The 23,823-nt window shown below is 52.8% G+C and carries 18 protein-coding genes and 1 tRNA gene; 11 read left to right on the forward strand and 8 right to left on the reverse strand.

Annotated elements, in window-relative coordinates; genetic code table 11:
- Nucleotides 1–8: 8 nt before the first annotated feature.
- On the reverse strand, nt 9–2,282 hold the full coding sequence (locus ACUIAG_RS08005; protein ID WP_445339601.1) for an ATP-binding cassette domain-containing protein: 2,274 nt from the start codon (nt 2,280–2,282) through the stop codon (nt 9–11).
- Nucleotides 2,279–2,716, reverse strand: coding sequence for a MarR family winged helix-turn-helix transcriptional regulator (locus tag ACUIAG_RS08010; protein WP_445339602.1), 438 nt, complete (start codon nt 2,714–2,716; stop codon nt 2,279–2,281). Before ACUIAG_RS08010 ends, ACUIAG_RS08005 begins: the two co-directional genes overlap by 4 nt.
- A gap of 524 nt (nt 2,717–3,240) precedes the next feature.
- Here ACUIAG_RS08010 and ACUIAG_RS08015 point away from each other — a divergent pair.
- A complete protein-coding gene (locus ACUIAG_RS08015; RefSeq protein WP_445339603.1) occupies nt 3,241–3,690 on the forward strand; it encodes a MarR family winged helix-turn-helix transcriptional regulator in 450 nt (149 codons plus the stop codon).
- Nucleotides 3,691–3,753: 63 nt separating this feature from the next.
- The gene (locus tag ACUIAG_RS08020; protein ID WP_445339604.1) at nt 3,754–5,187 is read left to right on the forward strand and encodes an MDR family MFS transporter; all 1,434 of its coding nucleotides are present in this window, start codon (nt 3,754–3,756) and stop codon (nt 5,185–5,187) included.
- A gap of 260 nt (nt 5,188–5,447) precedes the next feature.
- Here the strand turns inward: ACUIAG_RS08020 and ACUIAG_RS08025 are convergent, their stop codons facing one another.
- The 4 genes from ACUIAG_RS08025 to ACUIAG_RS08040 form a co-directional block, all read right to left on the reverse strand.
- A complete protein-coding gene (locus ACUIAG_RS08025; RefSeq protein ID WP_445339605.1) occupies nt 5,448–6,782 on the reverse strand; it encodes an MATE family efflux transporter in 1,335 nt (444 codons plus the stop codon).
- Nucleotides 6,783–7,186: 404 nt separating this feature from the next.
- A tRNA-Ser gene (locus ACUIAG_RS08030) sits at nt 7,187–7,274 on the reverse strand.
- A 126-nt stretch (nt 7,275–7,400) separates the two neighbouring features.
- Entirely contained in the window at nt 7,401–8,843 is a 1,443-nt protein-coding gene (locus ACUIAG_RS08035; RefSeq protein ID WP_445339606.1) for a catalase, read from the reverse strand.
- A gap of 320 nt (nt 8,844–9,163) precedes the next feature.
- Entirely contained in the window at nt 9,164–10,606 is a 1,443-nt protein-coding gene (locus ACUIAG_RS08040; protein WP_445339607.1) for an Nramp family divalent metal transporter, read from the reverse strand.
- A gap of 175 nt (nt 10,607–10,781) precedes the next feature.
- Here ACUIAG_RS08040 and ACUIAG_RS08045 point away from each other — a divergent pair, with 175 nt between their 5' ends.
- Entirely contained in the window at nt 10,782–11,483 is a 702-nt protein-coding gene (locus ACUIAG_RS08045; protein WP_445339608.1) for a metal-dependent transcriptional regulator, read from the forward strand.
- Nucleotides 11,484–11,520: 37 nt separating this feature from the next.
- Here the strand turns inward: ACUIAG_RS08045 and ACUIAG_RS08050 are convergent, their stop codons facing one another.
- On the reverse strand, nt 11,521–12,498 hold the full coding sequence (locus tag ACUIAG_RS08050) for a glycosyltransferase family 2 protein (protein ID WP_445339609.1): 978 nt from the start codon (nt 12,496–12,498) through the stop codon (nt 11,521–11,523).
- Between the two features lie 118 nt (nt 12,499–12,616).
- Between ACUIAG_RS08050 and ACUIAG_RS08055 the strand changes: the two genes are divergently transcribed.
- The 3 genes from ACUIAG_RS08055 to ACUIAG_RS08065 are packed head-to-tail and all read left to right on the forward strand — an operon-like array spanning nt 12,617 to nt 17,310.
- Complete coding sequence (locus tag ACUIAG_RS08055; protein ID WP_445339610.1) at nt 12,617–14,314, forward strand: glycosyltransferase; 1,698 nt, start codon at nt 12,617–12,619, stop codon at nt 14,312–14,314.
- A complete protein-coding gene (locus ACUIAG_RS08060; protein WP_445340397.1) occupies nt 14,314–15,246 on the forward strand; it encodes a glycosyltransferase family 2 protein in 933 nt (310 codons plus the stop codon). The genes ACUIAG_RS08055 and ACUIAG_RS08060 overlap by 1 nt, the downstream gene beginning before the upstream one ends.
- A gap of 18 nt (nt 15,247–15,264) precedes the next feature.
- On the forward strand, nt 15,265–17,310 hold the full coding sequence (locus ACUIAG_RS08065) for a DUF6020 family protein (RefSeq protein WP_445339611.1): 2,046 nt from the start codon (nt 15,265–15,267) through the stop codon (nt 17,308–17,310).
- Here ACUIAG_RS08065 and ACUIAG_RS08070 read toward each other — a convergent pair.
- Nucleotides 17,299–18,441 (reverse strand): acyltransferase family protein, encoded by a 1,143-nt coding sequence (locus tag ACUIAG_RS08070; protein WP_445339612.1) that lies wholly within the window; start codon nt 18,439–18,441, stop codon nt 17,299–17,301. The two genes, ACUIAG_RS08065 and ACUIAG_RS08070, sit on opposite strands and share 12 nt — an antisense overlap.
- A gap of 158 nt (nt 18,442–18,599) precedes the next feature.
- Between ACUIAG_RS08070 and ACUIAG_RS08075 the strand changes: the two genes are divergently transcribed.
- The 5 genes from ACUIAG_RS08075 to ACUIAG_RS08095 are packed head-to-tail and all read left to right on the forward strand — an operon-like array spanning nt 18,600 to nt 23,784.
- Nucleotides 18,600–19,439, forward strand: a complete 840-nt coding sequence (locus ACUIAG_RS08075; protein WP_313841617.1) for an ABC transporter permease — start codon at nt 18,600–18,602, stop codon at nt 19,437–19,439.
- Nucleotides 19,439–20,716, forward strand: coding sequence for an ABC transporter ATP-binding protein (locus ACUIAG_RS08080; RefSeq protein WP_445339613.1), 1,278 nt, complete (start codon nt 19,439–19,441; stop codon nt 20,714–20,716). Before ACUIAG_RS08075 ends, ACUIAG_RS08080 begins: the two co-directional genes overlap by 1 nt.
- Before the next feature lie 38 nt (nt 20,717–20,754).
- Nucleotides 20,755–21,513 (forward strand): IspD/TarI family cytidylyltransferase, encoded by a 759-nt coding sequence (locus tag ACUIAG_RS08085; RefSeq protein WP_313838928.1) that lies wholly within the window; start codon nt 20,755–20,757, stop codon nt 21,511–21,513.
- Complete coding sequence (locus tag ACUIAG_RS08090) at nt 21,513–22,643, forward strand: NAD-dependent epimerase/dehydratase family protein (RefSeq protein ID WP_445339614.1); 1,131 nt, start codon at nt 21,513–21,515, stop codon at nt 22,641–22,643. The genes ACUIAG_RS08085 and ACUIAG_RS08090 overlap by 1 nt, the downstream gene beginning before the upstream one ends.
- On the forward strand, nt 22,636–23,784 hold the full coding sequence (locus ACUIAG_RS08095) for a LicD family protein (RefSeq protein WP_445339615.1): 1,149 nt from the start codon (nt 22,636–22,638) through the stop codon (nt 23,782–23,784). The genes ACUIAG_RS08090 and ACUIAG_RS08095 overlap by 8 nt, the downstream gene beginning before the upstream one ends.
- The last annotated feature ends 39 nt before the right edge of the window (nt 23,785–23,823 follow it).

Raw genomic sequence — 23,823 nt, forward strand, 5'->3', positions numbered from 1 at the left:
GCAGCTTCTTATGATCGCACTGCTGCATCCTTGATAAAGCCAAAATAGGCATTCATGGCTCGGGCTGTGGGAGTGTCATTGCGGCGCATCAGTGCAAGAGGAGCCCCTTCAAACAGCACCTTGCCGCCCGCGCTCCCGGCTCCTGGGCCCATGTCGATCACCCAGTCAGCCTGACCTATGAAGCGCAGGTTGTATTCTATGGCGATGATAGTGAGTCCTTTGCTTGCGATGAGTTTGCGCAAGAGCGCAATCTGCTGCAAGATATTGGATTCGTGCAGGCCACTGGTGGGCTCATCCAAAATCAAGGTCTCGCGAATTCCGTCTTTGAGCAGCTTGGCCAGTTTGAGGCGTTGCAACTCACCGCCTGAGAGCGTATCGAGAGCTTGCCCAATGGATAGGTAAGACAGCCCGACGTCCTCCAGTGCCTTCATGGCTGGCCCCAGCACTTCACGATATTGGTGCATAGCTTCGCTGGCAGTCAGTTTCAGCACCTGAGCAATGCTGAAACCGCGATATCTGGCAGACAGAGCCTGCGTTGAATACCTGGTTCCATGGCAGCTTTCGCAGACAGTGCTGGTATCACCCATGTAAGCAATATCCAGGGTGACGACTCCCTTGCCCTTGCAAACCGGACAGGCTCCAGCAGCGTTGAATGAAAAGAGTGAAAGGGATTCGCCTGTGGTCTTGGCGAAGGTCTTACGCAGCGGGTCGAAGACACCCAAGTAGGTCAACAGGTTGGAGCGTCCACTGGCCTTGATCGGCTTCTGATCCAGGAGTATGGCATCGTGCTGAGCCATGAAGCCTTCCCTGATCAGCGTGCTCTTACCTGAGCCGGCCACTCCGGTCACCACAGTCAGCATATGCCTGGGTATTTTGGCGCGGGCTTCTCTGACGTTATGGGCAGTGACCTTGTCTATTGCATAGAATCCTTGTGCAGGCGCTGCCGGTTCGTTTACTATGCCTGGATCTGACAGGGCTCTGCCCGTGGCTGTGCCGCTTTCCAACAGAGACCGGTGGTCTCCCTCGAAGATGATCTGTCCGCCTTCCGTGCCTGCTCCTGGCACCATGTCGACGATATGGCCAGCGATGGCGATGAGCTCGGGGTCATGGTCCACGATCACCACCGTATTGCCCTTGTTCCGCAAGTCCTTGAAGATTTTCTTGATCCCGGTCAGGTCATGGGGATGCAAGCCAACGCTCGGTTCGTCAAAGATGTAGAGAACATCATTCAAAGGGCTGTTCGGGCAGTTGGCGATTTTCAGACGCTGTCCCTCTCCTCCGGAAAGCGTAGAGGTGTCACGCTCCAAACTCAAGTAGCCCAGACCAACCGTTATCAGGTTGACTATCTTGCGCTTCAGGTCCTGCAGAATGGTGTCAGCCTGATCGTCATGAATTTTTCCCAGCCAGTCCTGCAGGTCAGCCACGCTCATGGCAGAACAGTCAGCTATGTTCAGTCTGCCGATCTTGGCTGAGCGGACCTTGGCGTTGACCCTGGCCCCTTGGCAGTCAGGACACTGGGCGATTCGTGTAACCTGCTCGAGCTCATGCTGGTATTTGTCGGCGTTTTGGTTGATAAAGGTCTTGGTGATTCGGGGCACCAATCCCTCGTACATGGCCGTCTTGTGCCAGTTGGGACTAGGGTGTGCTGGTTTTTGCTTCTTGCCGTAGAGCAGGAGGTCAAGATCACTGCTGGTCCACTCACGTAAGGGCATATCGTTGTCAAAATAGCCTGAATCCGTATACCTGGTCAGCCTCCAGCCGCCCGGCTGAAAGGTGGGAAAGTTGATGGCTCCCTGATTCAGCGAGAGATCCACGTTGAGCAGGCGATCAAGCACCAGACTGCGTACAGTACCCAGGCCCTGGCAGGTCGGACACATTCCCGCAGGATTGTTGAAGGAGTACGTCATGGAGTACCCGATGAATGGCTGGGCCATGCGGGAGAATAGCAGGCGCAGGGCAGTGTAGATATCAGTGCAGGTGCCTACGGTTGAGCGAGCATTGCCCGAGAGCTGCTTTTGGGTTACGACAATGGAGAAGGGCAGGTTGTCGATTCGGGCGACTTCCGCAGGCTCATACTTGGGCAGGAGCTGCTGAATGTAGGAGCTGTAGCTGCGATTGATCATGCGCTGTGATTCGGCTCCCAGCGTGGAAAACACAAGAGACGACTTTCCTGAACCCGACAGGCCGGTGACCACGGTGATGGCCCTCTTGGGTATGGCCAGCGAGACTTGCTTGAGGTTGTGCGTGGAGGCCCGATCAATAAGAATGCACTCGGTCCTCATCGGGCGACTCGCTCCTGGCGTAGCTTGTTGATAAGCCTGTTGGCAAGAGTAGCGAACTCTTCCTGTTCGTCTTTGGACCAGACCTGTCGGGCATCTTCCTCAAGGGTTTTATGCTGTTGATCGATGATGTCAAGCATGTCCCGGCCATCCTGAGTCAGACTGGTCTCCAGCTCTCGCCGGTCGTGGGCGTCAGGCACCTGTCTGATGTATCCGAGATCGCGCAGCGTGCTGAGGTTCTTGGAGACCTTGGATCGGGTTATGCCGAGTCGTTGGCCAATCTGTGAGGGCGTGGACGCTCCTGTGCGCAGAACGGTGAGGATGTCGAACTGTTGCCAGGTGATGTTCCCCGGGTTGACCCTGTTGCGCTCTGCTACGAATTCGCACTGCAGATACATGAGAGCATCGTAGAGGGAGGACGGATTATATGATTGCATTATAGAAACTATATCATATCGGAAACTATCTATTGCCCGGATAGCTTGCTTTTCTCTGAATTCGTTCTTGTCTGACTGTATCGACTGATGAAGCCACGTCTCAGGAGGTTCAATATTGGCCTTGTGTTGTTGAAAGAGCTTCTTGCATGAGAGTAGGCGTGTGTCTGCCTGGTGGATCCCTTGATGCGGTTTAGCAATTTTCTCTGTTGGTCGCTCCAAGGTAAAGGAGGTCTATTGGACTAAAGGCTCGTGATTTGTTGACAGCGGCGGTGGGATGGAGTGTCAACTTATCACCCTATCAGCATTGCTTAGCCAATCGGCTATGCAGAACGACGATACTGAGGCCTAAATGCTAGGTAAACCAGCATGCCCACCGGTCGGAGAGGCTGAGCTAAGGCTCTTCTTTTGCTCGAGCCTCCTGTATTAAGAACGTTGATGAATAGGTTCTTGTATTTCCTTGATTTGACAGCAAGTCTTTCTTCATCAATAATGTAGCATGCTACATTTTAGAGGGGCGGTATCTTTTGGAGCTCTCGGAGAAGCGGCCGGAGGGACTGGTCAAAATAGCCAACACCCTGCTGGAAAAGCATATGAACGAGTGTGTGCGGAGCATCTTTCCCAATCTGACTGGTCCTCAGTTTGTCATGGTTTATTACCTGTATGAGCAGGAGGGCCTGGAGGTGACGCAGAAGACGGTGGGCGACAGGTTCCGTTTGAGCCATCCCACGGTTCGGGGGGTTGTCAAACGGCTGGTCAAGGCAGGATGGTTGACGGCAAAGCCTCAGACTGATGACCGACGTCAGATGGTTCTTGAGCTTACCGGACATGCGCGCAATGAGCTGGATGCCCACCAGGTCGAGATCCGACATGCATTGGAGGCCACGGGCAAACTTGCCCTGTCTGGGTTCGATGAGCAGGAGAGCAGACGGCTGGTCGGCTACCTGGAACGGATCATTAGAAACATGGAATCCTGATCTGCTTCTAGTTGGATCATGCAGGCTTCAGACTTAGTCGATGAAAGACGGGGAGGATGCGGTATGAATAAGGATGGCGGCAGGGAGGAAGGCAGCCAGTGCGGGGCTAGGGGAAGTCGCACTGCGATGATGGGCACGCTTTTGGCAGGGGCCTTCCTGGCCCTGATGGCGGAGACTTTCCTTAACAATGCTCTGCCAACCATTATGGCGGAATTCCATGTGTCCCAATCCACCGCACAATGGCTGAGCACCTCCTATCTGCTGGTCGTGGGGCTGATGATACCTGTATCGGCTTGGGTGTTTTCCAACTTCCGGTCCAAGCACACCTTCATGGCCATGATGGCTATTTTTTTGACTGGCTCCCTGGTCTGTATCTTCTCCGAAGGGCATTTCCCGCTGCTGTTGGTGGGCAGAATCATCCAGGCTGTGGCCGCTGGATCGCTGATGCCTTTCATTCAGAATGTGGTACTGCTGCTTTTCCCGCCTGACAGGCGCGGTGTGGCCCTTGGCGTGGTGGGTCTGGTGGTGGCCTTGGGTCCCACGGTTGGCCCCACGCTCTCGGGGTTTGTTTTGGAGCACTGGTCCTGGAGGGCCTTGTTTGTGCTGCTTGCCGCCTTGAGTGCCGCGATCCTGGTGGCGTCGTTTTTCCTGGTCTACACGGTCAACCGCCAGGTGAGAACCCGGCTGGACGTGCCTTCCGTGGTATATTCCTGCCTAGGTTTCGGGCTCATTCTTTATGCTCTGTCCGCCATAGGGGACGCGGGTGGTGCGTCAGTGCTTGACTTGGGATTGCTGCTTGCTGGCGTGCTGGTAGTAATCCTGTTCTGCCGGCGCCAGCTGCGTCTGGAGTCGCCGCTGGTGAATTTGCGTGTTTTCACGAACGCTACTTTCAACCTGACCAGTCTGCTCAGCACCTTGAGCAACATTGCCATGGTAGGGGTGGAGCTGGTGCTTCCCCTGTACCTCCAGAATACGCGCGGGTCAAGCGCGCTCACCTCTGGTCTGGTCATGCTGCCGGGAGCCATTGTCATGGGCATATTCAACCCTCTCTCTGGTCTGATCTATCAAAGAATCGGAGCGAGGAAGATTTCCCTTTTGGGGTACACGGTGCTGCTGGCCGGAACCTTGCCGATGATATGGTTTGGCACCACTACCAGTCTTATTGTGATCGCCTCCTCTTATGCTCTGCGCCTGGCAGGAGTGGCACTGGTCATGATGACCACTTTCACCGAGGGCATCAACGCACTGCCCGCAGAACTCACAGCCCACGGCAACGCTGCTGCTTCGACTGTCCGCCAGGTGGGAGGCTCGCTGGGTACAGCTGCAGCCATGATGATCGTCACCATCGGCGCTCAGCGCGGCAGTCTCAGCGGAGCCACTCCAGCCCAAGCTCTCGACCAGGGCTACCAGTGGGCCTTCATCTTCCTTATGCTCGTAGCCCTAATCGGCCTGTGTGCCTCGCTTTTCCTTAAGCGGCATAAAACTGAGAATGAGTAAGAAAGATATCTTTTCGCTTTCAAAGCAGAGGCCATTGCTGACAGCGATTGGCTCATAATGCCAACGAGCAGGGATACATACATCGGTCATAATTTGATACTTAAAACTCTTGGAAACGCCAACTACATAATTGCATAATGCGAACAGGATTCTGGATCGGCGAAGAGAACCTTTGTTGCCGGAGAATACAAGAATTAAGAGATTCATTGCAGATCCCCAGACACGTATACATAAGAGACGACGAAAATAAGGGAATTAACTTATCCATCGTCTTTTGTAGCATTTGGCAGCCCTTTTCGGACCCAGACTGCTTCTCGGGCACAGGCCAGCAACATCCTGAATAACTCAAGCCCGAAGAGATACCAGAATCCGTCAAGCAGGGAAATGCTGAGGACGTAGAAAACGACTATTGTGCAGGGTAAGGCCAGGAATTCGACAAGGAAGAGAAAAGCGTTATCCAATACTGGGCGAAGGAAGCCCTCGGTAATCGAATCAGTTATGCTCTTGCAGGCGATATATCCCAAAAAGGGCAGAACGATTACATGCACCTGCGACCACACCCTTGTGCTGATGCCTGGTTGCATCAAAGGTATGACGCTTATATAGATGTACGAAATGCAAACTGATAAGACGCCGATCATCACATTTGCAGATCGCATAACTTGCAGTCTACTGTGGACGTACTCAGGGCTTAGCCCAGAAGAGGCACCTATCAGCCTAGCGACCAGAACTGCCAGTGATTTTGTATATGCTTCAGTGGGAATAAGGATGATGTACACGGCATTGTTCAATAACGCATATGCAGTATACGCGGAAATATCGAGTCTGCCGAAGCTCGAAGAGATGATGATGGTGGATATGTTCCACAGCAATACTGAAAGGCCAAGCGGCACGCACTGCTTCGTGTAGGATTGCCACGAGTATTCATAGCCATGTCCCCTGGCGGAGGCCAATCCACGCATCTTACGAAAGAGCGTGAAAAGCAACATCACGACTCTTGCCACTTTTGATAGCAACATTCCCGAGATGATGGCAAAAATGCCGAGATGCATATAGAAAAGGAAGAAGACCGAAGCTGACAGTTTAATCGCGAATTCGCAGATGTAGATAGATAATACTTTCCTCTGCTCTCTCATATTCTGAAGGGCATATTCTGCGACCGTGCCCAAGGTGCTTAAGGCAAATGCGACAGTGGCCCACCTGACATAGATGGTCATCATGTCTGCGGCATCCGGATTATGAATCATTGCAAAAGAAACGGTTTGCGATGTTATGAAGAGTCCCGAACCCACGATCAAAACAAGAATACCGGTAAAGGCGAAACATCTCGATATAGCAGTGCGTATCTCTGATCTTCGGCCTGCTCCTTCAAGTCTGCCGACTATAGTCCCGCAGACGTAGGCTGGACATGTTATCAGGGCTTCATACAACCAGATGACTTGAGAGCCTGCCGAGACTGCTGACACCTCGTGCTCGCCGACAAAGCCGAGCAGGAAGGAGTCGCAATAGAACATGACGTTAAAAAGAATGCTCTGAAATAATAGGGGGACTCCAATGGCCGCATTGCGTAGGCATGTTTTGATAGTGTCGCTCATGCGTCAAGTCCCCGCTCTGCCCCGGTCTCGAACCTCACGGGGAAGCGACTGGTGGTTCGCTTGAGTAAGCCCACCTGTTGCAAAGATGCACGGGTGCCAACTTGTAACTGGTGACGGGCCTGAGTGTATCCTCGCCTGCATTTGCAGTAAGTCTTCAAAGATATGGCCCTGAACTTTCTTTGTCTCGCCCATGCTCGCAGCGTCTGGTCGCCTCCGGACATCACTGTCTTGCGAGGCACTTAGGTGATGAGGCCTCTTCTGGCAACAAGACCGCCTAGCTTACTATATTAAACGAACGGATAAGATCAAACAAAGTGGAAGATCAGGGGATCGACAGCGCAAAGGATGACAATACCGATATTCTGCATACAAAAAGAGTCTTGGGCCACTGTCCAAGACTCCGCTGGCGGAGGATACGAGATTCGAACTCGTGAGGGCGTGAACCCAACACGCTTTCCAAGCGTGCGCCATAGACCACTAGGCGAATCCTCCAAGGCTGCAATGAACGGGGTCGTAGCCTACGTGACCCTTATCAAGGCAACTAGGAAATAGTAACACAGGGCGGGGATTGCAGGCCAGTTCAGACGTGTCGCCGGCAGTTCCCGCCCTGTTTCTGTATTACTTGATCTGATCCATGGAAAGGCCAAGAGCCTCAGCCACGCGCTGGCCGTAGTCGGGGTCAGCCTGGTAGAACTGCCTGGTCTCGAGAACCTGGATCTCCTGGTCATCGACGGATCCCAGGGTGTTCTTGATGGTCTGGATCAGACGGTCCTTCTCTTCCGGGCTCATGAGCCTATAGAGACGGCCGGCTGCGGAATAGTAGTCCTTGTCATAGGGACGGGAGTACTCAGTTTGCCCTTGGACGGCATCGCCGTGCATCCGGGCATCGTTGTCTTCCACGGGGCCACCCTTGCTGTTGGGCTCGTAGTTGACCGATCCATCCTGACCTTGGGACATGAACCCATCGCGCTCGTAGTTGTGAACCTCATTGACCGGGCGGTTGATGGGCAGCTGTTCGTAGTTGGCGCCTAGGCGGTAACGCTCGGCGTCCTTGTATCCGAATAGCCGGCCCTGCAGCAGCTTGTCGGGCGAGGGCTCGATGCCGGGGACGAAGTTGGCGGGGGAGAAGGCCGCCTCCTCCACGTCATCAAAGTAGTTGGTCGGGTTGGTATCCAGCACGAACTCGCCTATCTCAATGCGCGGATAGTCCTTCTTGGAGACGACCTTGGTCACGTCGAAGATATCGTCCTTGTATTCCAGGCCCTCCTGGTAGGGCAGGATCTGCACGCAGACCTTCCACTTGGGGTAGTCGCCCCGGTCGATGGCATCGTAGAGATCATGCAGGAGGAAGTCAGTGTCCTCGGAGGCGACCTTGGCGGCGGTCTCGTCGGTCATGTTCTTCACGCCCTGCTCGCTCAGGAAGTGGTACTTGACCCAGAACTGCTCGCCTTTCGCATTGACCCACTTGAAGGTGTGGCTTCCGTAGCCGTTCATATTCCGGTAGCTGGCAGGGTTGCCCCTGTCGCCCATCAAGTAGGTCACCTGATGTACCGACTCGGGGGAGTGCGACCAGAAGTCCCACTGCATCTCCTGGCTGCGCAGGTGGGTGGCTGGGTCACGCTTCTGCGAGTGGATGAAGTCGGGGAACTTCAGGGGGTCATTGACGAAGAAAATGGGGGTGTTGTTGCCCACCACGTCGTAGTTGCCCTCTTGGGTGTAGAAGCGCAGGGCGAAGCCCCGCACGTCGCGCAGGGTGTCGGGATAGCCGGATTCGCCGGCCACCTGAGAGAAGCGCAGCAGGATGGGCGTGGTCTTGCCGGCTCCATTGAATACATCGGCCTTGGTATAGGCGCTCATGTCTTTGGTCAAGGTGAAGGTTCCCTTGGCTCCGGCTCCCTTGGCGTGGACTACGCGCTCTGGTATGCGCTCGCGGTTGAAGTGGGCCAGCTTTTCGAGGAGCTGGTAGTCCTGCATGAGGATGGGTCCGCGGGTGCCCGCCGTCTGGCTATGGTTGTTGTCTGCCCAGGGCTGCCCTTCGTTGGTAGTGAGTTTATCGTTCATATCTGCTCGATTCCTGTGACATCTATGATTTTGCGATCGGCAGTTCCATGCGGGCCTGGTCTGCGACCCTGCTTCTGGTCGACTGTCCGGTCGCTGATAGCAGGACTCTTGATAAAATCCTGCTATTCTCCACCGTATCTGACTGGGGATGGAGTTGGTGGATATGCGCGCAGAGCGAGAGTCAGATATGTCACTAATCGAGCAAGATGCTCATGACGACGAAGAGTGATGTGTCTGTTGCGGGCGGAATTACAAGAGAGCCGCCGACGATGCCTCATTCAATCGGCAAACGGCGGCGGCTCCCATTAGAGCACTGGTGCTCAGAGCATCTGTATCAGTTCGCTCACATCCTGGATGACCAGCTGAAGGTTGAGCCCGGTCAGGACAGCCACCACAATCCAGGCCAGGAAGGCCATCCATCGAGGGTTGGCGTACTTGCCCATGATCTTCTTGGAGGAGGTGAACCAGACCAAGGGGATCATGGATATGGGCAGGGCCACGCACAGGAAGACCTGGGAGTAGACCAGCAGGCTATCCAAGGCGGATTCCTTGCCGCCGAAGGCGATGGTGCAGATCAGCACGGGGATGATGGAGATCACACGGGTGACCAGCCTGCGCAGCCAGAGAGGAATCCTCATGCGGATGAAGCCCTCCATGACGATCTGTCCGGTCAGAGTGCCGGTGATGGTCGAGTTCTGACCGGAGGCTAGCAGGGCTACAGCAAAGAGGGTGGAGAGCAGGCCGGAGGCGACCGGACCGGCGATGGTCTTGTCGCCAAGGGCGTTGTAGAGGGCGGTGAAGGTGTCCAGCCCTTCGCCGTGTCCGAAGAACATGGCCGCGCCCAGCACCAACAACAGGCAGTTGACCACAAAGGCGGCGGACAGCTGGATGTTGGAATCCCAGGTGGCGAAGCGGACTGCGTTGGCAACCTGACGGTCGTCGTTTCGGTCGAAGTCGCGGGTCTGGACGATGGATGAGTGCAGGTAGAGGTTGTGAGGCATGACCGTGGCGCCCACGATGCCCAGAGCCATGGTCAACTGGCCGTTGCCCAGGATGGCCTTGTCGGGGATGAACCCACGGAAGACCGCGGGCATGTCAGGCTTGGCCAGGAAGACCTCGTAGAGGAAGACCGCCATGATGACCATGATCAGCGTAGCCACGATGGCCTCAATGCGCCGGAAGCCGATCTTGGTCAGCAGCAGGAGGATGAGCACATCCAGCACGGTCAGTGTCACGCCCAGGATCAGAGGAATGCCGAAGAGCAGTTTCAGGGCGATGGCTCCGCCGATCACCTCGGCGATGTCGGTGGCCATCACAGCCAGCTCCGTGCAGATCCAAAGGACGAAGCTGAGCCGGCGACTGGTGTGCTGGCGGGTGGCCTGGGCCAGGTCCAGACCAGTCACGATTCCCAGCTTGGCCGACATGTACTGCAGCATCATGGCGATCAGGCTGGAGATGAGGATGACGCTCATGAGCAGGTAGCCATACTGGGCGCCGCCGCCGATGGAGGTGATCCAGTTGCCTGGATCCATGTAGCCGACTGCCACCAGAGCGCCCGGGCCGGAGAAGGCTGCCAGATTCTTCCAGAAGGAGGAGGTTGAGTTGGGCACGGAGATTGTGGCGTTGATCTCCTCCAGGGAGCGTCCGTTGGCCGTCTCGATGATGGGATGGGATTGGTGCTGCCGACTGGACGGCGGAGTCCTGACTTCGGATCCGGCTGGACTGGCGGACCCTGAGGCGGGTCGGGTCTGAGTGTTCGGCATGTCACCTTCCTTGATTGTGGACCGTGGCGGTCGTGTGGCTGTCTATAGACTTCGACCCTTCGAAGTCTAATGGCGCTTGATGAAGAATACCAGAGGTGATCTGTGACAATGTCGAAATATGCCTGCAGGGTTGCTCTCGGATCGCGCCTTGGATCTGTGCTATAGACTGTGGAACATGGGAATTGCCGAACTGTCTTCCAGCGCCCAGGATTATCTCAAGGTCATCTGGGATCTTCAGGAATGGGACAAGGGCCCTGTCCAGCCCACTGCGGTGGCAGAAAGGACAGGCATGAAACAGTCGACGGTCTCGGGCGCGCTGGGTCGTCTGGTCGATGCTAGCCTGGTCACTCACAGGCCTTACGGCAAGGTGGAGCTGACTGAGACCGGTCGTCGCTATGCGGTCACCATGGTCCGACGCCACAGGCTGCTGGAGACCTTCCTGGTGCAGGTCCTCGGTTACGGCTGGGATGAGGTGCATGAGGAAGCGGACAGCCTTGAGCACGCTGTCTCCGACAAGATGGTGGACCGCATCGATGAATATCTCGGACACCCTACTGCGGATCCACACGGTGATCTTATACCTTCGGCAGAGGGGGATCTCCCCCTTTTGCCTACAACCACAAGGCCTCTTTCAGAAGTAGCTGCTGGTTTGACGGTACGTGTACAACGAGTCAGCGATGAGGATCCACGAATGCTGCGCACACTCAGCAATTACCATATAGGACCTGGCTGTCTGGTGCAGGTGAAAAGTCGGCAAGCTGGTGATGAACTAGCCGTAAGCCTGTCGGATACGCAATCCAGATCCGGCTCTGCCCCGGGCGATCTCCTTGTGCTGTCCCAAGAACAGGCAGCATTGATTCAGGTCAGCCTTATCTGATTAAAAACCATTAGGCGATTTGTCGTATTGACCAGTGTCACTGCTCGTTGTGGCTAGCCTTGCGCTTTTGCTGATGACGGTGAAGATATGCGAATAAGTTTGAAGTATGAATATAGGCTCTTCTGTCGTTTTTTGCTAAAATGTCGAGGATAATGCCGGCGATGATGGATAACAAACCGACCAGGATTAACAGCACTGATCCTATGAGGGTAGGAATGCGCGGAACCGATCCTGTGTGCCAGAATTCAAGCATAACCGACAAGAGAAAACCGAAACCGACCAAGTCTATCAGCAAACCGCAGCCTCCAAAGAAGGGAAGAGGCTTGTACTCCCTGATCATTCTGAAAATGGTGGAAAGTACGCGGACCCCATCGCCTACAGTGTTGAGTTTGCTGTGGGAGCCTTTAGGACGGTCACGGTACTGAACGGGCATTTCATACAGCCGTAGATTCCTATCTAGGCTGTGTATGGTCATTTCCGTTTCCACTTCGAATCCATGGGACAGGATCGGGTAGCATTTGACATAGGTAAACGAAAAAGCCCGATAGCCCGTCATAATATCCTTGACTTGCGCACCGAAGATGCCGTTGATTGCCGAACGGACTAATCTGTTGCCGACGTTGTGGAAGGGTCTTTTGTTCTCCTGGAAGTAGGTTGAGCTCAACCTGTCGCCTATCACCATGTCATAGCCCTCGAGGATTTTATCGACCATGGCGGGAGCACTTTCTGCAGGATAGGTGTCGTCGCCATCGGCCATGACATACACGTCGGCATCGATATCTTCAAACATGGCCCGTATGACATTGCCCTTACCTTGGCGCGGTTCCGGTCGGACTACTGCGCCCTTGGATTGCGCTATGGAAGCTGTCTTGTCTGTAGAGTTGTTGTCATAGACGTAAATGGTCGCCGTTGGAAGTGCTTTGTGGAAGTCGTCGACGACTTTTCCTATTGTCTGTTCCTCGTTGTAGCAGGGTAAGAGAACGGCAATGGTGACTTCTTCCAAGGCAGGCTTCATGATTAATACTATACATATAGGGATTCTCAGATTGAGGTGGATATAAGATTATGAAATTTGTGGGCAATAGCAGAGGTACGCTCAATCCGCGTACTGCGCTCAGGTTAGCATAGACCACATGCAGCAGCTATTTGAAACTGGATCTGATGCCTGGAAGCAACTTGATGGCTTGAGCAAACGGCAACGTCGATTGGTTATTTCAGCAGTCAACTATCATTCGTTGATGCAGCCTGGTCGAGAACTGCTCTATAAGATCTATATGGGTGAAGACTGGCAGTATCCCCGCTTGACTGACACGTCGACTTTGAACGGTTCTCTAACTAAGGGAGCCGGACTTAAACCTGTAGCCGAATTCAAAGCCAGGTCAACATCTAAGCCTAAGACAGCCTTTGCTCCTCACTATTTTGACCAGCACCACCAATTGGTTGACTGGAATGAACGGTATGTGTTGCTTACCCCGGACGATGCTACTGATATGACGGTTAAGGCTCGGAATCTATCCTCTCGGCTGCCTATGCGCAACCAGATCTACAACTACTGCGAGCTGCATTTTCCTCTCCTATTTGATCAAGTTCGCGAATTGCTCCGGCGTAGTCGTGAGAAAGCTGGATACCAGGCTATTGAGACTTATCGTCCCGATTCAACCAGCGACCTGTTCGCTCATGGGGCTGTGCATCATCCCGGCAGTCCCATCGAGCCTGGACAACCGGACTCTTCGGATCCGAAAGCTGTCATTATTGCCATGCATTGGCTGCAGCCTGGGGGAGCCGAGCGTTGGGCCATGGAAACAGTAGCTCTGGCTCGTAAAGCGGGACTATTGCCTATCGTCATCACCAACAACGACAGTCATCAGCCATGGATTGTCGACGAGGATTTGGATGATGCCCTCGTCATCAATCTGACTTTTCCTGCACAGGAAGGCATCGGCGACGTGCCGCTGCTCAGGGCTCTGTTTGAGCAGTACAATATCCGCGGCGTTATGATTCATCACAATCAGTGGATGTATGACCGGCTCTGGTGGATCAAGCGGTACTATCCGCATACGTTCATTGTCGATTCCTTGCATATTCTTGAATACCACGACCGGGGTGGCTATCCCAACCAGAGCGTGAGCCGCGACCCTTATATTGATCTGCACCATGTTATTTCGCCTCAACTGCAGGATTGGTTGGTAAATCATCATGGCATAGCGGCGAAAAAGGTGGTCATGGCGCCCTTGGTTGGTCTGACTGCCGATCAAATGCATCCAAGGTACAAGGACCGCGTGCAACAGGGCGTCTTCCATGTCGCTTTTGTGGGAAGAATGACCAGACAGAAACGTCCTGAGGCATTCATCAATGTCGCCAAGGAAATGGAGCGTCGTTTCCCGGGTCATTTTCGGTTCATCATGCATGGCAGCGGCGATATGGACCTGGAGGTACGCAAACTTCTGGAGAAATATGGTCTGGATCGTGCAGTGGAACGGCGCGATGTCTCTCAGCCGGTTTCTGCAACATATGATTGGGCGGACGCTCTGCTGGTCACGTCAATCAACGAAGGTATTACTCTTACGACCATTGAGGCCATCAGTCGGGGTATACCAGTGTTGAGCGCTGATGTCGGTTCTCAATCGACGCTGGTTCCTGTCCAGGGGCTGCTGTCTCGAGAATCACTGGGGCTGGTCCGCCAGTCGGTCCGCTCCTTGCTGAGGATGAACGATCATGAACAGGATCGCAGACGGTTGTGGACGGCGGAGCTGGAACGGCTTCAGGAGTTTTCAAGGAAGGAATCGGCTGACTCCTTCTTCACCCGAATGTTGGGAGAATGGGCGCAGTGATGAATGTTGTAGATAACCGGAGGAATGTGGCCGCTGTCGTCGTCACTTTCAACCGTCTGGAAAAGCTGAAGAAGGTTCTGGCATCCCTGGAGTCCCAGACCTTTCTGCCCGAGGTCCTGATCATTGTCGACAATGCTTCGACTGACGGGACCGCGGATTACCTGCATGAATATCAGGACGCGTTCCCCTTGGAAGGGAAGGTGGAGCTTCGCATTGTCACTTTGCCCAAGAACGTCGGCGGGGCAGGCGGCTTCTCTGCTGGCATGCGCGAGGGCTACCGGATGGGTCTCGACTACGTGTGGATCTTCGATGATGACGGATATCCTGAGCCGGATGCCTTGGAGAAGTTGCTCGGAGGCTATGAACAAGCCACCAAGGCTTTAAGCCCGGATATTCCCTTTGCTTGCTCCCTGATCAAATACATCGACGGAACCATTTCAGAAATGAACAATCCTGTGCCTACCTGGGACTGGGGTCGGTTGCGTGCCATGGGGCTCAGGGATCTGGTGCTGATTAATCAGGCGTCCTTCGTGTCCGTGCTCATCCCACGTTGGGTCATGGAAGCCTACGGTCTGCCATACAAGGAGTACTTCATCTGGTTTGACGATGCCGAGTACACTCTGCGCATCACCAGAGACTGCCCCGGTGTTCAGGTTCTCGATAGCGTTGTGGTGCACGATATGGGTGAGAACAAGGGGGTCAATTTCTCGATGATCAACGAGAAGAACGCCTGGAAGTTCGCCTATGGTATCCGCAATCAAGGGTCCTACAGACTGCATCACAAGAGCTTGGTCCATTATCTGCTCTTTTGCGCCCAGGTTTGGTATTCCATGCGGTCCGGGGGAGTGGATAAAAAACTGCGCCGTCAGATGTACTGCAAGATGATTGAAGCTATAAGGTTCAACCCATCAATTGATTATCCGCAACTATAAGCAGTTGTGAGGGACAGAATGGTTAAAGTAAAAAACCTATCAAGTGCAGACAAGACGCGATATCTTCTGTCAGTACTCGTAGGAACCCTTGGTGCACAGTCTTTATTATTCAGAAACCTGGATTCTGCAGTATTTGAGAACTTTTCCAACCTGGCAGCCAGTGGTTTTGATTCCATTGCTCAAGTAGGGCCTGTGGGCTCTGCATTGCTTGCTTTGGGTCTGGGCTTATTATTGTACTTTTTGTACCCTAAATTTGAAAATGCCAGTAGGAGACAAAAGCTGATTTCAGCGGCTGTCGCTTTCTTCATGGCTTTTTCGATCGTCATACCTCGACTAGTGAAAAATTCCGGCGTATCTAACAACGGCTATCCGAATTATGTGAATGGTGTAGCGAGGTGGCATGAGCCGATCTTTTGGATGGTATTCATTGTTCAACTGTCAACAATTGGTTTTGCTCTCACTGTTGGAATCTGTTGGCTGACAGAAAAGGTTAATAATTTTAGTGAGAGTAGGCAAATAGAAAGCGTAGAGACCACCACTTCCCTCAAATGTTCCAATATTCTGGAGAAATGGGCTCATCTATTTGACGGTTCAGCTAGTCATTTGGCTTTAACTACTGCGGCAATGGTTCTTTGCTGGATGCCTATGCTGATAATCCAAGGACCCGCGATCATTGACATCGATACCGTATTGCAGCTAGTTCAATTCCGTACTAGGCACGTTTGGGATCCTATGACAATGGTAGATTTACCAGGGTATGCAGTGCAGGATCACCATCCTTTCGTAGACGCTTATCTGTATGTGTTATTCGACAAACTTGGGCTATGGCTTGGAAATGAGATTGTAGGGTTCCAAATTCTAATAATATTGCAAAGTTTTGTCGCAGCATTTGCTATCGTAATATCGCTAGTTTGGGTCAGACAGCGGACAAATCTCACTGATTCATGTGTTAGTGCATGCTGGTGCTTTGCAGCAGCATTGCCGATCTTTCCGATGAATATGAGCATCGTAGTCAAAGACGTTACCTGGGTTCCCATTTTTCTTTTATGGCTAGTGGCTTTTTTTGAACTAGTTTACCGGTGTATCAACAATCACCGTGTCGGTTGGAAACTAGTGGCGTTCCTCATCATCTTTGGTGTACTTTCTGGATTGACGAAGAAAACGAGCATCTATATTACGACTTTGTCGCTTTTGCTGTTGTTGGTTTTACATAGGAAGCAGCGAATTGCTTTGCTGATCTCGGTACTGGTCCCAGCTGCTTTGGTAGTAGTTCTGGTACCTGTAGCAGTTTTTCCTGCACTGCACATTGCACCTGGTGGACCTCAAGAAGCACTTTCTGTCCCTATTCAACAGCTGTCAAAAGTAGCTATACTACATCAGGACGAATTAGCTGAGTCCGATTTGAAGGCAATAAACAAGGTTCTGGATATTGACAATATAAAACCAAATTGGAAAGCCAACTCGGCTGATAATGCTAAGCATTATGGATATAAGGTTGGCTCAAGCTCAAAAGACAGATTAAGACTTATTAAAACATGGATTCGACTATTTTTCCGTTATCCAAAGGATTATATTACTGCAGTACCATACTTGTTGGACTCATTTGTCTATGGTGAAACGTACTACCGTACTGGGCCTGTTCGTTGTGGTTGGTGGGAAGCTGGAGGATCAAAGATATTAAGGGCTTATTCTGAATGCAAGCCTAGTTACACTCAGGAAAAGATCGCGGTCCCATTGAGAAATACGCTGAGTAAAATTCCGCCGTTCTCTTTCCTAGGCGCCGAGGCCTTGTATGTGCTATGGATACCTTTGTCTGCACTTGGACTTACCGTAGCGCTTAAGCGTTATAGAAATTTATATTATTTGATTCCAACCCTCGTCAATTGGTGCAGTCTATTGTTTTTGCCCACGCACCAGGTTCGGTATACACTTAGCTTTCTTTTCTGTTTTGTACTGACAATTGCTATACCATTCGTCATAGTCGATAGCAACAAGGGGAAATGTAGTCAAACGACCCCTGCGAAGCACGCTGAATTTAGCTTATCTAGTCGTTCATTGGAATAGCTCAACTTTGCTAATGATGAGGTTACGCAACGGATAGATAAGCCATCGGTCGATCAGCATAGCGATAACGTCAAGAACAGCAAAGATGAGCAATCCCGTAACTATAAAAGTTAAAACGAAACCGGTCTTGCTGGATATGTTTGGTAGCCAAGAAGTGACGACACCCCAGATGAATCGGAATCCGAATGTGTTCTCGTGCAGGAGGTAGACACCGAAGGTCCCGGCTGATACATGTAGTAGGAAAGTGCTCCACATGTGCGGAAGGCGGATCTGAGGTAGTCGACAAGCTGCCACAAAAAAGCAAAAGGCGATGCAGATAGGCAGTATTTGCAGACCCAGATGGATCTGATCAGTCCAAGTCAGTCTTTGCGCCCAGCGGGATCCTGACAAGACAAAATGATTGAATCCCAGCATGAGTGCTGTACATAATACTGTGCAGACGGCCAGTACACCGTTTGATACGGCGCGCAGTGAATCTCGGTAGGTCTGGATATAAGCGCCGATGATGTATCCCAGAACGGCATAGACTACATAGTTCCAGTAATTAGCTCTACTTAAAAATAAGGGCCAGGTACCAATGAACATGAGAAGTGCGATCAGCGCAAGAATCTGCTTCTGGGACATGTGCGTATATACAGTATTGATAAATGGGCTAAGAAGCAGCATGAGAATATACACATCTATGAACCAGTAGCTATTGTACAAAAATGGGCACAAACTCCATAGGACTGTACCCAGCGTCTGGGAACCCGACAGCAGCTCATTGGTGCCGAACGGCAGAGGTTGGAATTGTTTGGCAATAATTGCAATTCCTAAGCATAGAACCGCATAGAGAAACATCTGGAACCAAGTTGAGAAAATACGCCTCCACGAAAATTGTTTCTTGACCAAGAAATATCCCGATATCATGAAGAAGATTGAAACGCCTACTTGTCCGTATTGCATAATAGTGAAACTGATTGCAGATTTCCAGCCTGGGTACATGGGCAATACGATGCGCGAGACCCCGTTAGTGAAATCAACGTGGATGATCATATGACAATAAACGACTAGCAGCATTGCCAATATGCGTAGGAGTTCGATATTGAGGCTGCGAGCTGATCGGCCTGTTACCTTATCTGGTTGAGACATCGCTCTGATCTCCCATCGAGATGATATGAATACGTCACAGGATAATGCTTGGTGCCTACCTGAAGCAGTGGCTGTAAAGTCTCAACAACCCGTTGTTATTTGTGAGGATGCAGAGATAGGAGAATAACTTTCACGGCTGTTTGGTAGTCTGTACGGTTGTGAGAAGCATCGTAGATAGATTACGCCAGCGATACCACTATTCATGGGTTATCCTGCGTGAGCTTGTCAAGACCGATTTCAAGCTCAGGTATCAGGGATCCTTCCTTGGGGTTGCCTGGTCGGTTCTGCAGCCACTGATGCTCTTTGTGGTTATGTATCTGGTCTTCGCCAAATTCCTCAGGATGACCGATGGCACGCCGACCTATCCTGTTGTGCTGCTTCTAGGCATAAGCTCCTGGCAGTTCTTCAATGAGTCAACTTCCATAGGCCTGCGTTCTATTGTGGATCGTGGCGACCTCCTGCGTAAGGTGCATTTCCCCAATTACATCGTGGTGGTATCTGCTACCATGGGGGCGCTGATCAGTTACGGCATCAACCTGATCGTGGTTCTCATTTTCGCTATCTTCTGTCGGGTGCATTTCACCTGGAGGGTGCTGCTACTGCCCGTCAGTGTCTTCCAGCTGTATATTTTGGCCCTGGGATTCACGCTGATCATGGCTACTATGTATGTATACTTCCGCGATGTGTCGCATATCTGGGACGTGCTGCAACAGGTAATCTTCTATTCCATCCCTGTCATCTATCCGCTGACAGCGGTGTCGGGAATCCACCATTGGTGGGGTCCTGTCGTAGCCAAGCTGCTTTTGCTCAACCCTATTGCGCAATCCATCCAGGATATCCGGCACTCATTCATCGCTCCGGAAACCACTCCTACTGTATGGAACCAGATCAGCAATCCCTTTGTGACCATGATCCCCATCCTGCTCACTGTGATCATGGTAGTCCTGGGTGTAAGCGTATTCCGCAAGTACAATCGCAAATTCGCCGAGGTGATGTGATGAGCAAGGCTGGGGAACCAATCCGTCAGAAAAAAGACGATCGGCCCGTGGTCCTGTCCGTGGAGCATGTGGACAAGGTCTTTCGGTTGCCTACCGAACAAGCCACAGGACTCAAGCAGGCCTTTATCAACTGGACCCGAGGAATCAAAGGATACAAGGAGCAGCAGGTGCTGCAGGATGTGTCCTTCCAGGTGCATCGGGGTGACTTTTTTGGCATTGTCGGGCGCAATGGCAGTGGCAAGTCGACCCTGCTCAAGCTGATTTCGGGCATCTACTATCCTGAGCGCGGTCATATCTCTTATACGGGCAAGCTGGTGCCCTTTATCGAATTGGGGGTGGGCTTCAACCCGGAGCTGACGGGCCGCGAGAACGTCTATCTGAACGGAGCTCTGCTTGGATTTACTCGCAGCGAGGTTGATGCCATGTACGATGACATCGTGGACTTCGCTGAACTGGGCGAGTTCATGGATCAGAAGCTGAAGAATTACTCCAGCGGCATGCAAGTGCGCTTGGCGTTTTCCGTGGCCATCAAGGCCCAAGGTGACATACTGATCCTGGACGAGGTTCTGGCCGTCGGCGATGAGGCTTTCCAACGTAAATGCGATGATTACTTCACCGAGGTCAAGAAGGATCCCAATAAGACGGTCATCCTCGTCACCCATGACATGGGTGCCGTGAAGAAGTACTGCGACCGGGCGATCCTGATCAAGGACGGCCATGTGGTGATCAATGGCGACAAGGATGATGTCGCTAACCGCTACACCTTGGAGAATCTCAAGGCTCCTGACAAGCAATCCGATGGCAAGAAGCAAGGGGACGAATATCCAACCGGTCTCAGCGCTCAGGTGCCCCTCCTGCGCGCCTATCCGGTAACTTCCTCGGTCTGCAAGAGCTCGGATACCTTCCGCTTTGACGTGGAATACGACTGCGCTGAGTACGACAATCTCTACATGGCCATTGCCATGCACGACACCCGGCGTGGAGGCATAGCCTATGACACGGGTTCCGATGCCATTCGTCTAAAAGCCTGTGGGCATCAGGTGGTGCATTGTTCGGTTCCCCTGAATATTTTCAACAATGGTGAATTTCGTCTTGTCGTATCCCTGCGTGTGCGAGATGCCGAGCAAACGGACAAAAATGCCCCCACAAAAATGGTTGCCTTCACTAATGACGAGAACTCCTGTGTCTTTGCCATCAGAGACAAGCGAAACAGGGAATACGCATTATTGAGTGACCGTGGGCTGCAGATCAGTCTCTTGGGCGAGGAATCACTCTAACCTGTCAGTCCTTGTAGCCGTTTCGATAGAATTAGAGCATGAGTCATGAGAGCCAGGGAAAGAAGAGCATGGATTCCCCAGATGAGTCCACCGTTAGGGTCGTCGCCCTGGTATTGGCTGGCGGGGTTGGCGCCCGTATGCGTGGGCCGGTGCCCAAGCAGTTTTTGGTAGTTCGGAACAAGCCGGTACTGGTCTATACCTTGGAAGCTTTCCAACGAGCAGTGGCCGTCGAGGACATCATTGTCGTATCCCTGCCCGAGTGGACAGGAATCGTTGAGCAATACGTCAAAGATTGCGGGCTGACCAAGGTCCGATCCGTCATACCTGGAGGTGTCAGCGGCTTCGAATCCATTCGCTGCGGCCTGCATTATCTGGAGGAGCAGTATTCGCCTGAGGACATCATTTTGATCCATGACGGAGTTCGCCCCTTGTTGACTGAAGAGGTGATCAACGCCAACATAGCCGGCGTGGAGAAATACGGCAATGCCATCACCGTAGTGCCGGCAACTGAGGCCTTGCTCCATACCGATGACGGCGAGTCAAGTAACAGAGTGGTTGAGCGCTCTCACATCATGCGAACCCAGACCCCGCAGAGCTTGCGTCTGCGCGATCTTTCACTAATCCATCGCCAGGCTGATGAGATGGGCATTCATGATTCAGTCGCTACCTGCACGTTGCTTATCGAAACTGGTCATGTGGTTCATGCGGTAGCTGGTGACAATTCCAACTTCAAGCTCACCAGTCCCGAGGATGTGGCGCTCTTCGAGGCCTATCTCGATGCGAAGGGAATGGCCTGATGACCGGAGGAGGAAGGGTAGATGCAGACATTCTGAAGCAGGATGTGAATGATCTGGCCGACGCCCATCCGGACTTGTGGCGGGAGCTGGATGGCTGCAGGATACTGATTACCGGCGGAACAGGCTTTGTGGGTTCCTTCATTCTGCATCTGATAGCTGCTTTGCGTCGTCGTCATGGCCTGCATATCGATGTTCTTGCTGTGGTCAGGAGTCGGAAACGTCTGCGAGATGTTTTGGGCGACGACTGGGAGGACTCATGGCTGCAGCTCGTGGAACAGGATCTTCGCGCCCCCCTCTCGCTGCAAAACGAAGGTCCGATAGAGTATTGCATCCACGCCGCCAGCAATGCCGACCCCGTGGCTTACCAATCCGATCCCATGGGGACCATGATGACCAACGTGGTTGGGACTGACCAGATTCTGCAATATCTGGCAGGCCTGGATACTAAGCCCCGCCGAATGGTCTATCTGTCCAGCGTTGAAGCCTATGCGGGTCATAGCCAGGAGGGGACCCTCAAAGAGGAGGATACGGGCAACTTTGATCCGTCGGTGGTTCGCAACTGCTATCCAATCAGCAAGTTAGCCGCTGAAAACCTTTGCGCAGGGGCACGTCTACAGCTTGGTCTTCCTGTGAATGTGGCACGTATGGCCTATCTCTATGGCCCAGGTGATCGTCTCGACGATCCCAAGATCGTCACGCTTTTCCTGCGAATGCTTCAAGAGGGCAGAGACATCGAAATGCACAGTCCAGGTCTGCAGCGACGCAGCTACTGCTATATCAAAGATGCGGTCTATGGCATCATGCTGCTTCTATTGCGTGGACAGAACTCAACTTACAACATTGCCAATAGCGGGGAGAAAGTCACCATAGCCGGGGTGGCTCGGAAATTGACCCAGCTTTTTGGACGCCCGGGCGGTCTGGTGCGGTATGAACAGCCTAATCAAGATGAGCTTGCGCGCTTCTCCCCTCCGGAGGACAATATTCTTGATACTTCCAGAATACGGGCTCTGGGGTTTGAGGCGGAGGTCGGACTGGCGCAGGGACTGGAACGCACCGGTCAGTATTTTGGTATGCGGCCGTCTACATGGCAGACCGGCAATCTTGTAGGGAAAGGCATAGACAATGAATAGCCGTCTGATCGCCGGTATTAAAAGGCGCCTGCCCATCTCCTCCCGGTCTTTCCGGGACTTCCGGGCGCAGGATGACGCCAGATACGCTCGACTCCTTCACGTGATTGATGATCAGCGGAAGGCCCTGGATAAGGCTCAGGAGAGTCTTGATCGCTTGGAGAAGCAATGCCTTGCACTGAATGAGACCTTGGAATACGTCCATGATTCGAATAGCGTTATGTACTGGCAGCTGTTCCGAGGAGATCATGAGACGACTGAGCAGGCTCAACTCAGATTCTTTAGAGGATTGCCTAAGGCTAAAGGCGTTCATGCGCTCTTCCAGGATGCGGAGGCCAGACTGTTCGAACTTTTTGATCAGTTTTGCCGGGATCATGGGATCTCCTACTGGGGTACCGGCGGTACAGTGCTGGGTGCCTTCCGCCAGCAGGATTTCATCCCTTGGGATGACGATATTGACGTCTATATCACTCGTGAACAGTTGAGGCGGTTGGAAAAAGCTGTACGCGAGGATGGGCGTTTCCGTGTCACGGTCGTCTGGGATTGGTATGTGCCTTGCAAGCAGATTAGATTCCGGTCAATAGATGAAGCCAACCCCTGTTTTGTTGATCTTTTCCCTTTGGATTGGGTATCTGGCGATCCGGAAGATGCATGGCAGGTCTGCACGCAGGAACGTGTACAGTTTGTCCAGGAAATCCGCAAACAATACCAGAGTTCCTCTTGGAGCCGGGATATTTATATTGCCGGCGCAGATCCTCTGATACCCGCTTTGGAATCCGACCTGCACGCACACCTAGAAGATCTGGCGACTCGCGTATCCGTCCTGCCAACAGCTGATGGCGCTACAGGATTGATTAGGGGCATTGAAAACATCGATGAGGTGCGCCAATCCGGTCCCTACTTGACCGATAATTGGACCGGTTCAACGACTCTGCCTTTCCGCGGGATCTCCGTTCCAGTGCCCCGCAATTATCGTGAGTACCTGAGTAAGGCCTATGGTGATTACATGGCTCTGCCGCGCGACATGCATTCCCATGAGCATGTCACTGATGAGTACATTGCTTCGCCGGAATCGGTACGAGCCATGCGTCGGATACTTTCGGCAGACGGGGAACGGGCCCTTGGCGATGAAGAGCGGAAGTGAGGTGTCTGGGCTTCGTACGGGCAGTGTTGAGGACCATGA

This window comes from Bifidobacterium sp. ESL0825, from assembly GCF_052606465.1.

What these genes read in the sequence shown, in the direction of transcription:
- ACUIAG_RS08005 (WP_445339601.1), bottom strand. Translation starts at nt 2,282, where the DNA reads ATGAGGACCGAGTGCATTCTTATTGATCGGGCCTCCACGCACAACCTC.
- ACUIAG_RS08010 (WP_445339602.1), bottom strand. Translation starts at nt 2,716, where the DNA reads ATGCAATCATATAATCCGTCCTCCCTCTACGATGCTCTCATGTATCTG.
- ACUIAG_RS08020 (WP_445339604.1), top strand. Translation starts at nt 3,754, where the DNA reads ATGAATAAGGATGGCGGCAGGGAGGAAGGCAGCCAGTGCGGGGCTAGG.
- ACUIAG_RS08025 (WP_445339605.1), bottom strand. Translation starts at nt 6,782, where the DNA reads ATGAGCGACACTATCAAAACATGCCTACGCAATGCGGCCATTGGAGTC.
- ACUIAG_RS08035 (WP_445339606.1), bottom strand. Translation starts at nt 8,843, where the DNA reads ATGAACGATAAACTCACTACCAACGAAGGGCAGCCCTGGGCAGACAAC.
- ACUIAG_RS08040 (WP_445339607.1), bottom strand. Translation starts at nt 10,606, where the DNA reads ATGCCGAACACTCAGACCCGACCCGCCTCAGGGTCCGCCAGTCCAGCC.
- ACUIAG_RS08045 (WP_445339608.1), top strand. Translation starts at nt 10,782, where the DNA reads ATGGGAATTGCCGAACTGTCTTCCAGCGCCCAGGATTATCTCAAGGTC.
- ACUIAG_RS08050 (WP_445339609.1), bottom strand. Translation starts at nt 12,498, where the DNA reads ATGAAGCCTGCCTTGGAAGAAGTCACCATTGCCGTTCTCTTACCCTGC.
- ACUIAG_RS08055 (WP_445339610.1), top strand. Translation starts at nt 12,617, where the DNA reads ATGCAGCAGCTATTTGAAACTGGATCTGATGCCTGGAAGCAACTTGAT.
- ACUIAG_RS08060 (WP_445340397.1), top strand. Translation starts at nt 14,314, where the DNA reads ATGAATGTTGTAGATAACCGGAGGAATGTGGCCGCTGTCGTCGTCACT.
- ACUIAG_RS08065 (WP_445339611.1), top strand. Translation starts at nt 15,265, where the DNA reads ATGGTTAAAGTAAAAAACCTATCAAGTGCAGACAAGACGCGATATCTT.
- ACUIAG_RS08070 (WP_445339612.1), bottom strand. Translation starts at nt 18,441, where the DNA reads ATGTCTCAACCAGATAAGGTAACAGGCCGATCAGCTCGCAGCCTCAAT.
- ACUIAG_RS08080 (WP_445339613.1), top strand. Translation starts at nt 19,439, where the DNA reads ATGAGCAAGGCTGGGGAACCAATCCGTCAGAAAAAAGACGATCGGCCC.
- ACUIAG_RS08085 (WP_313838928.1), top strand. Translation starts at nt 20,755, where the DNA reads ATGAGTCATGAGAGCCAGGGAAAGAAGAGCATGGATTCCCCAGATGAG.
- ACUIAG_RS08090 (WP_445339614.1), top strand. Translation starts at nt 21,513, where the DNA reads ATGACCGGAGGAGGAAGGGTAGATGCAGACATTCTGAAGCAGGATGTG.
- ACUIAG_RS08095 (WP_445339615.1), top strand. Translation starts at nt 22,636, where the DNA reads ATGAATAGCCGTCTGATCGCCGGTATTAAAAGGCGCCTGCCCATCTCC.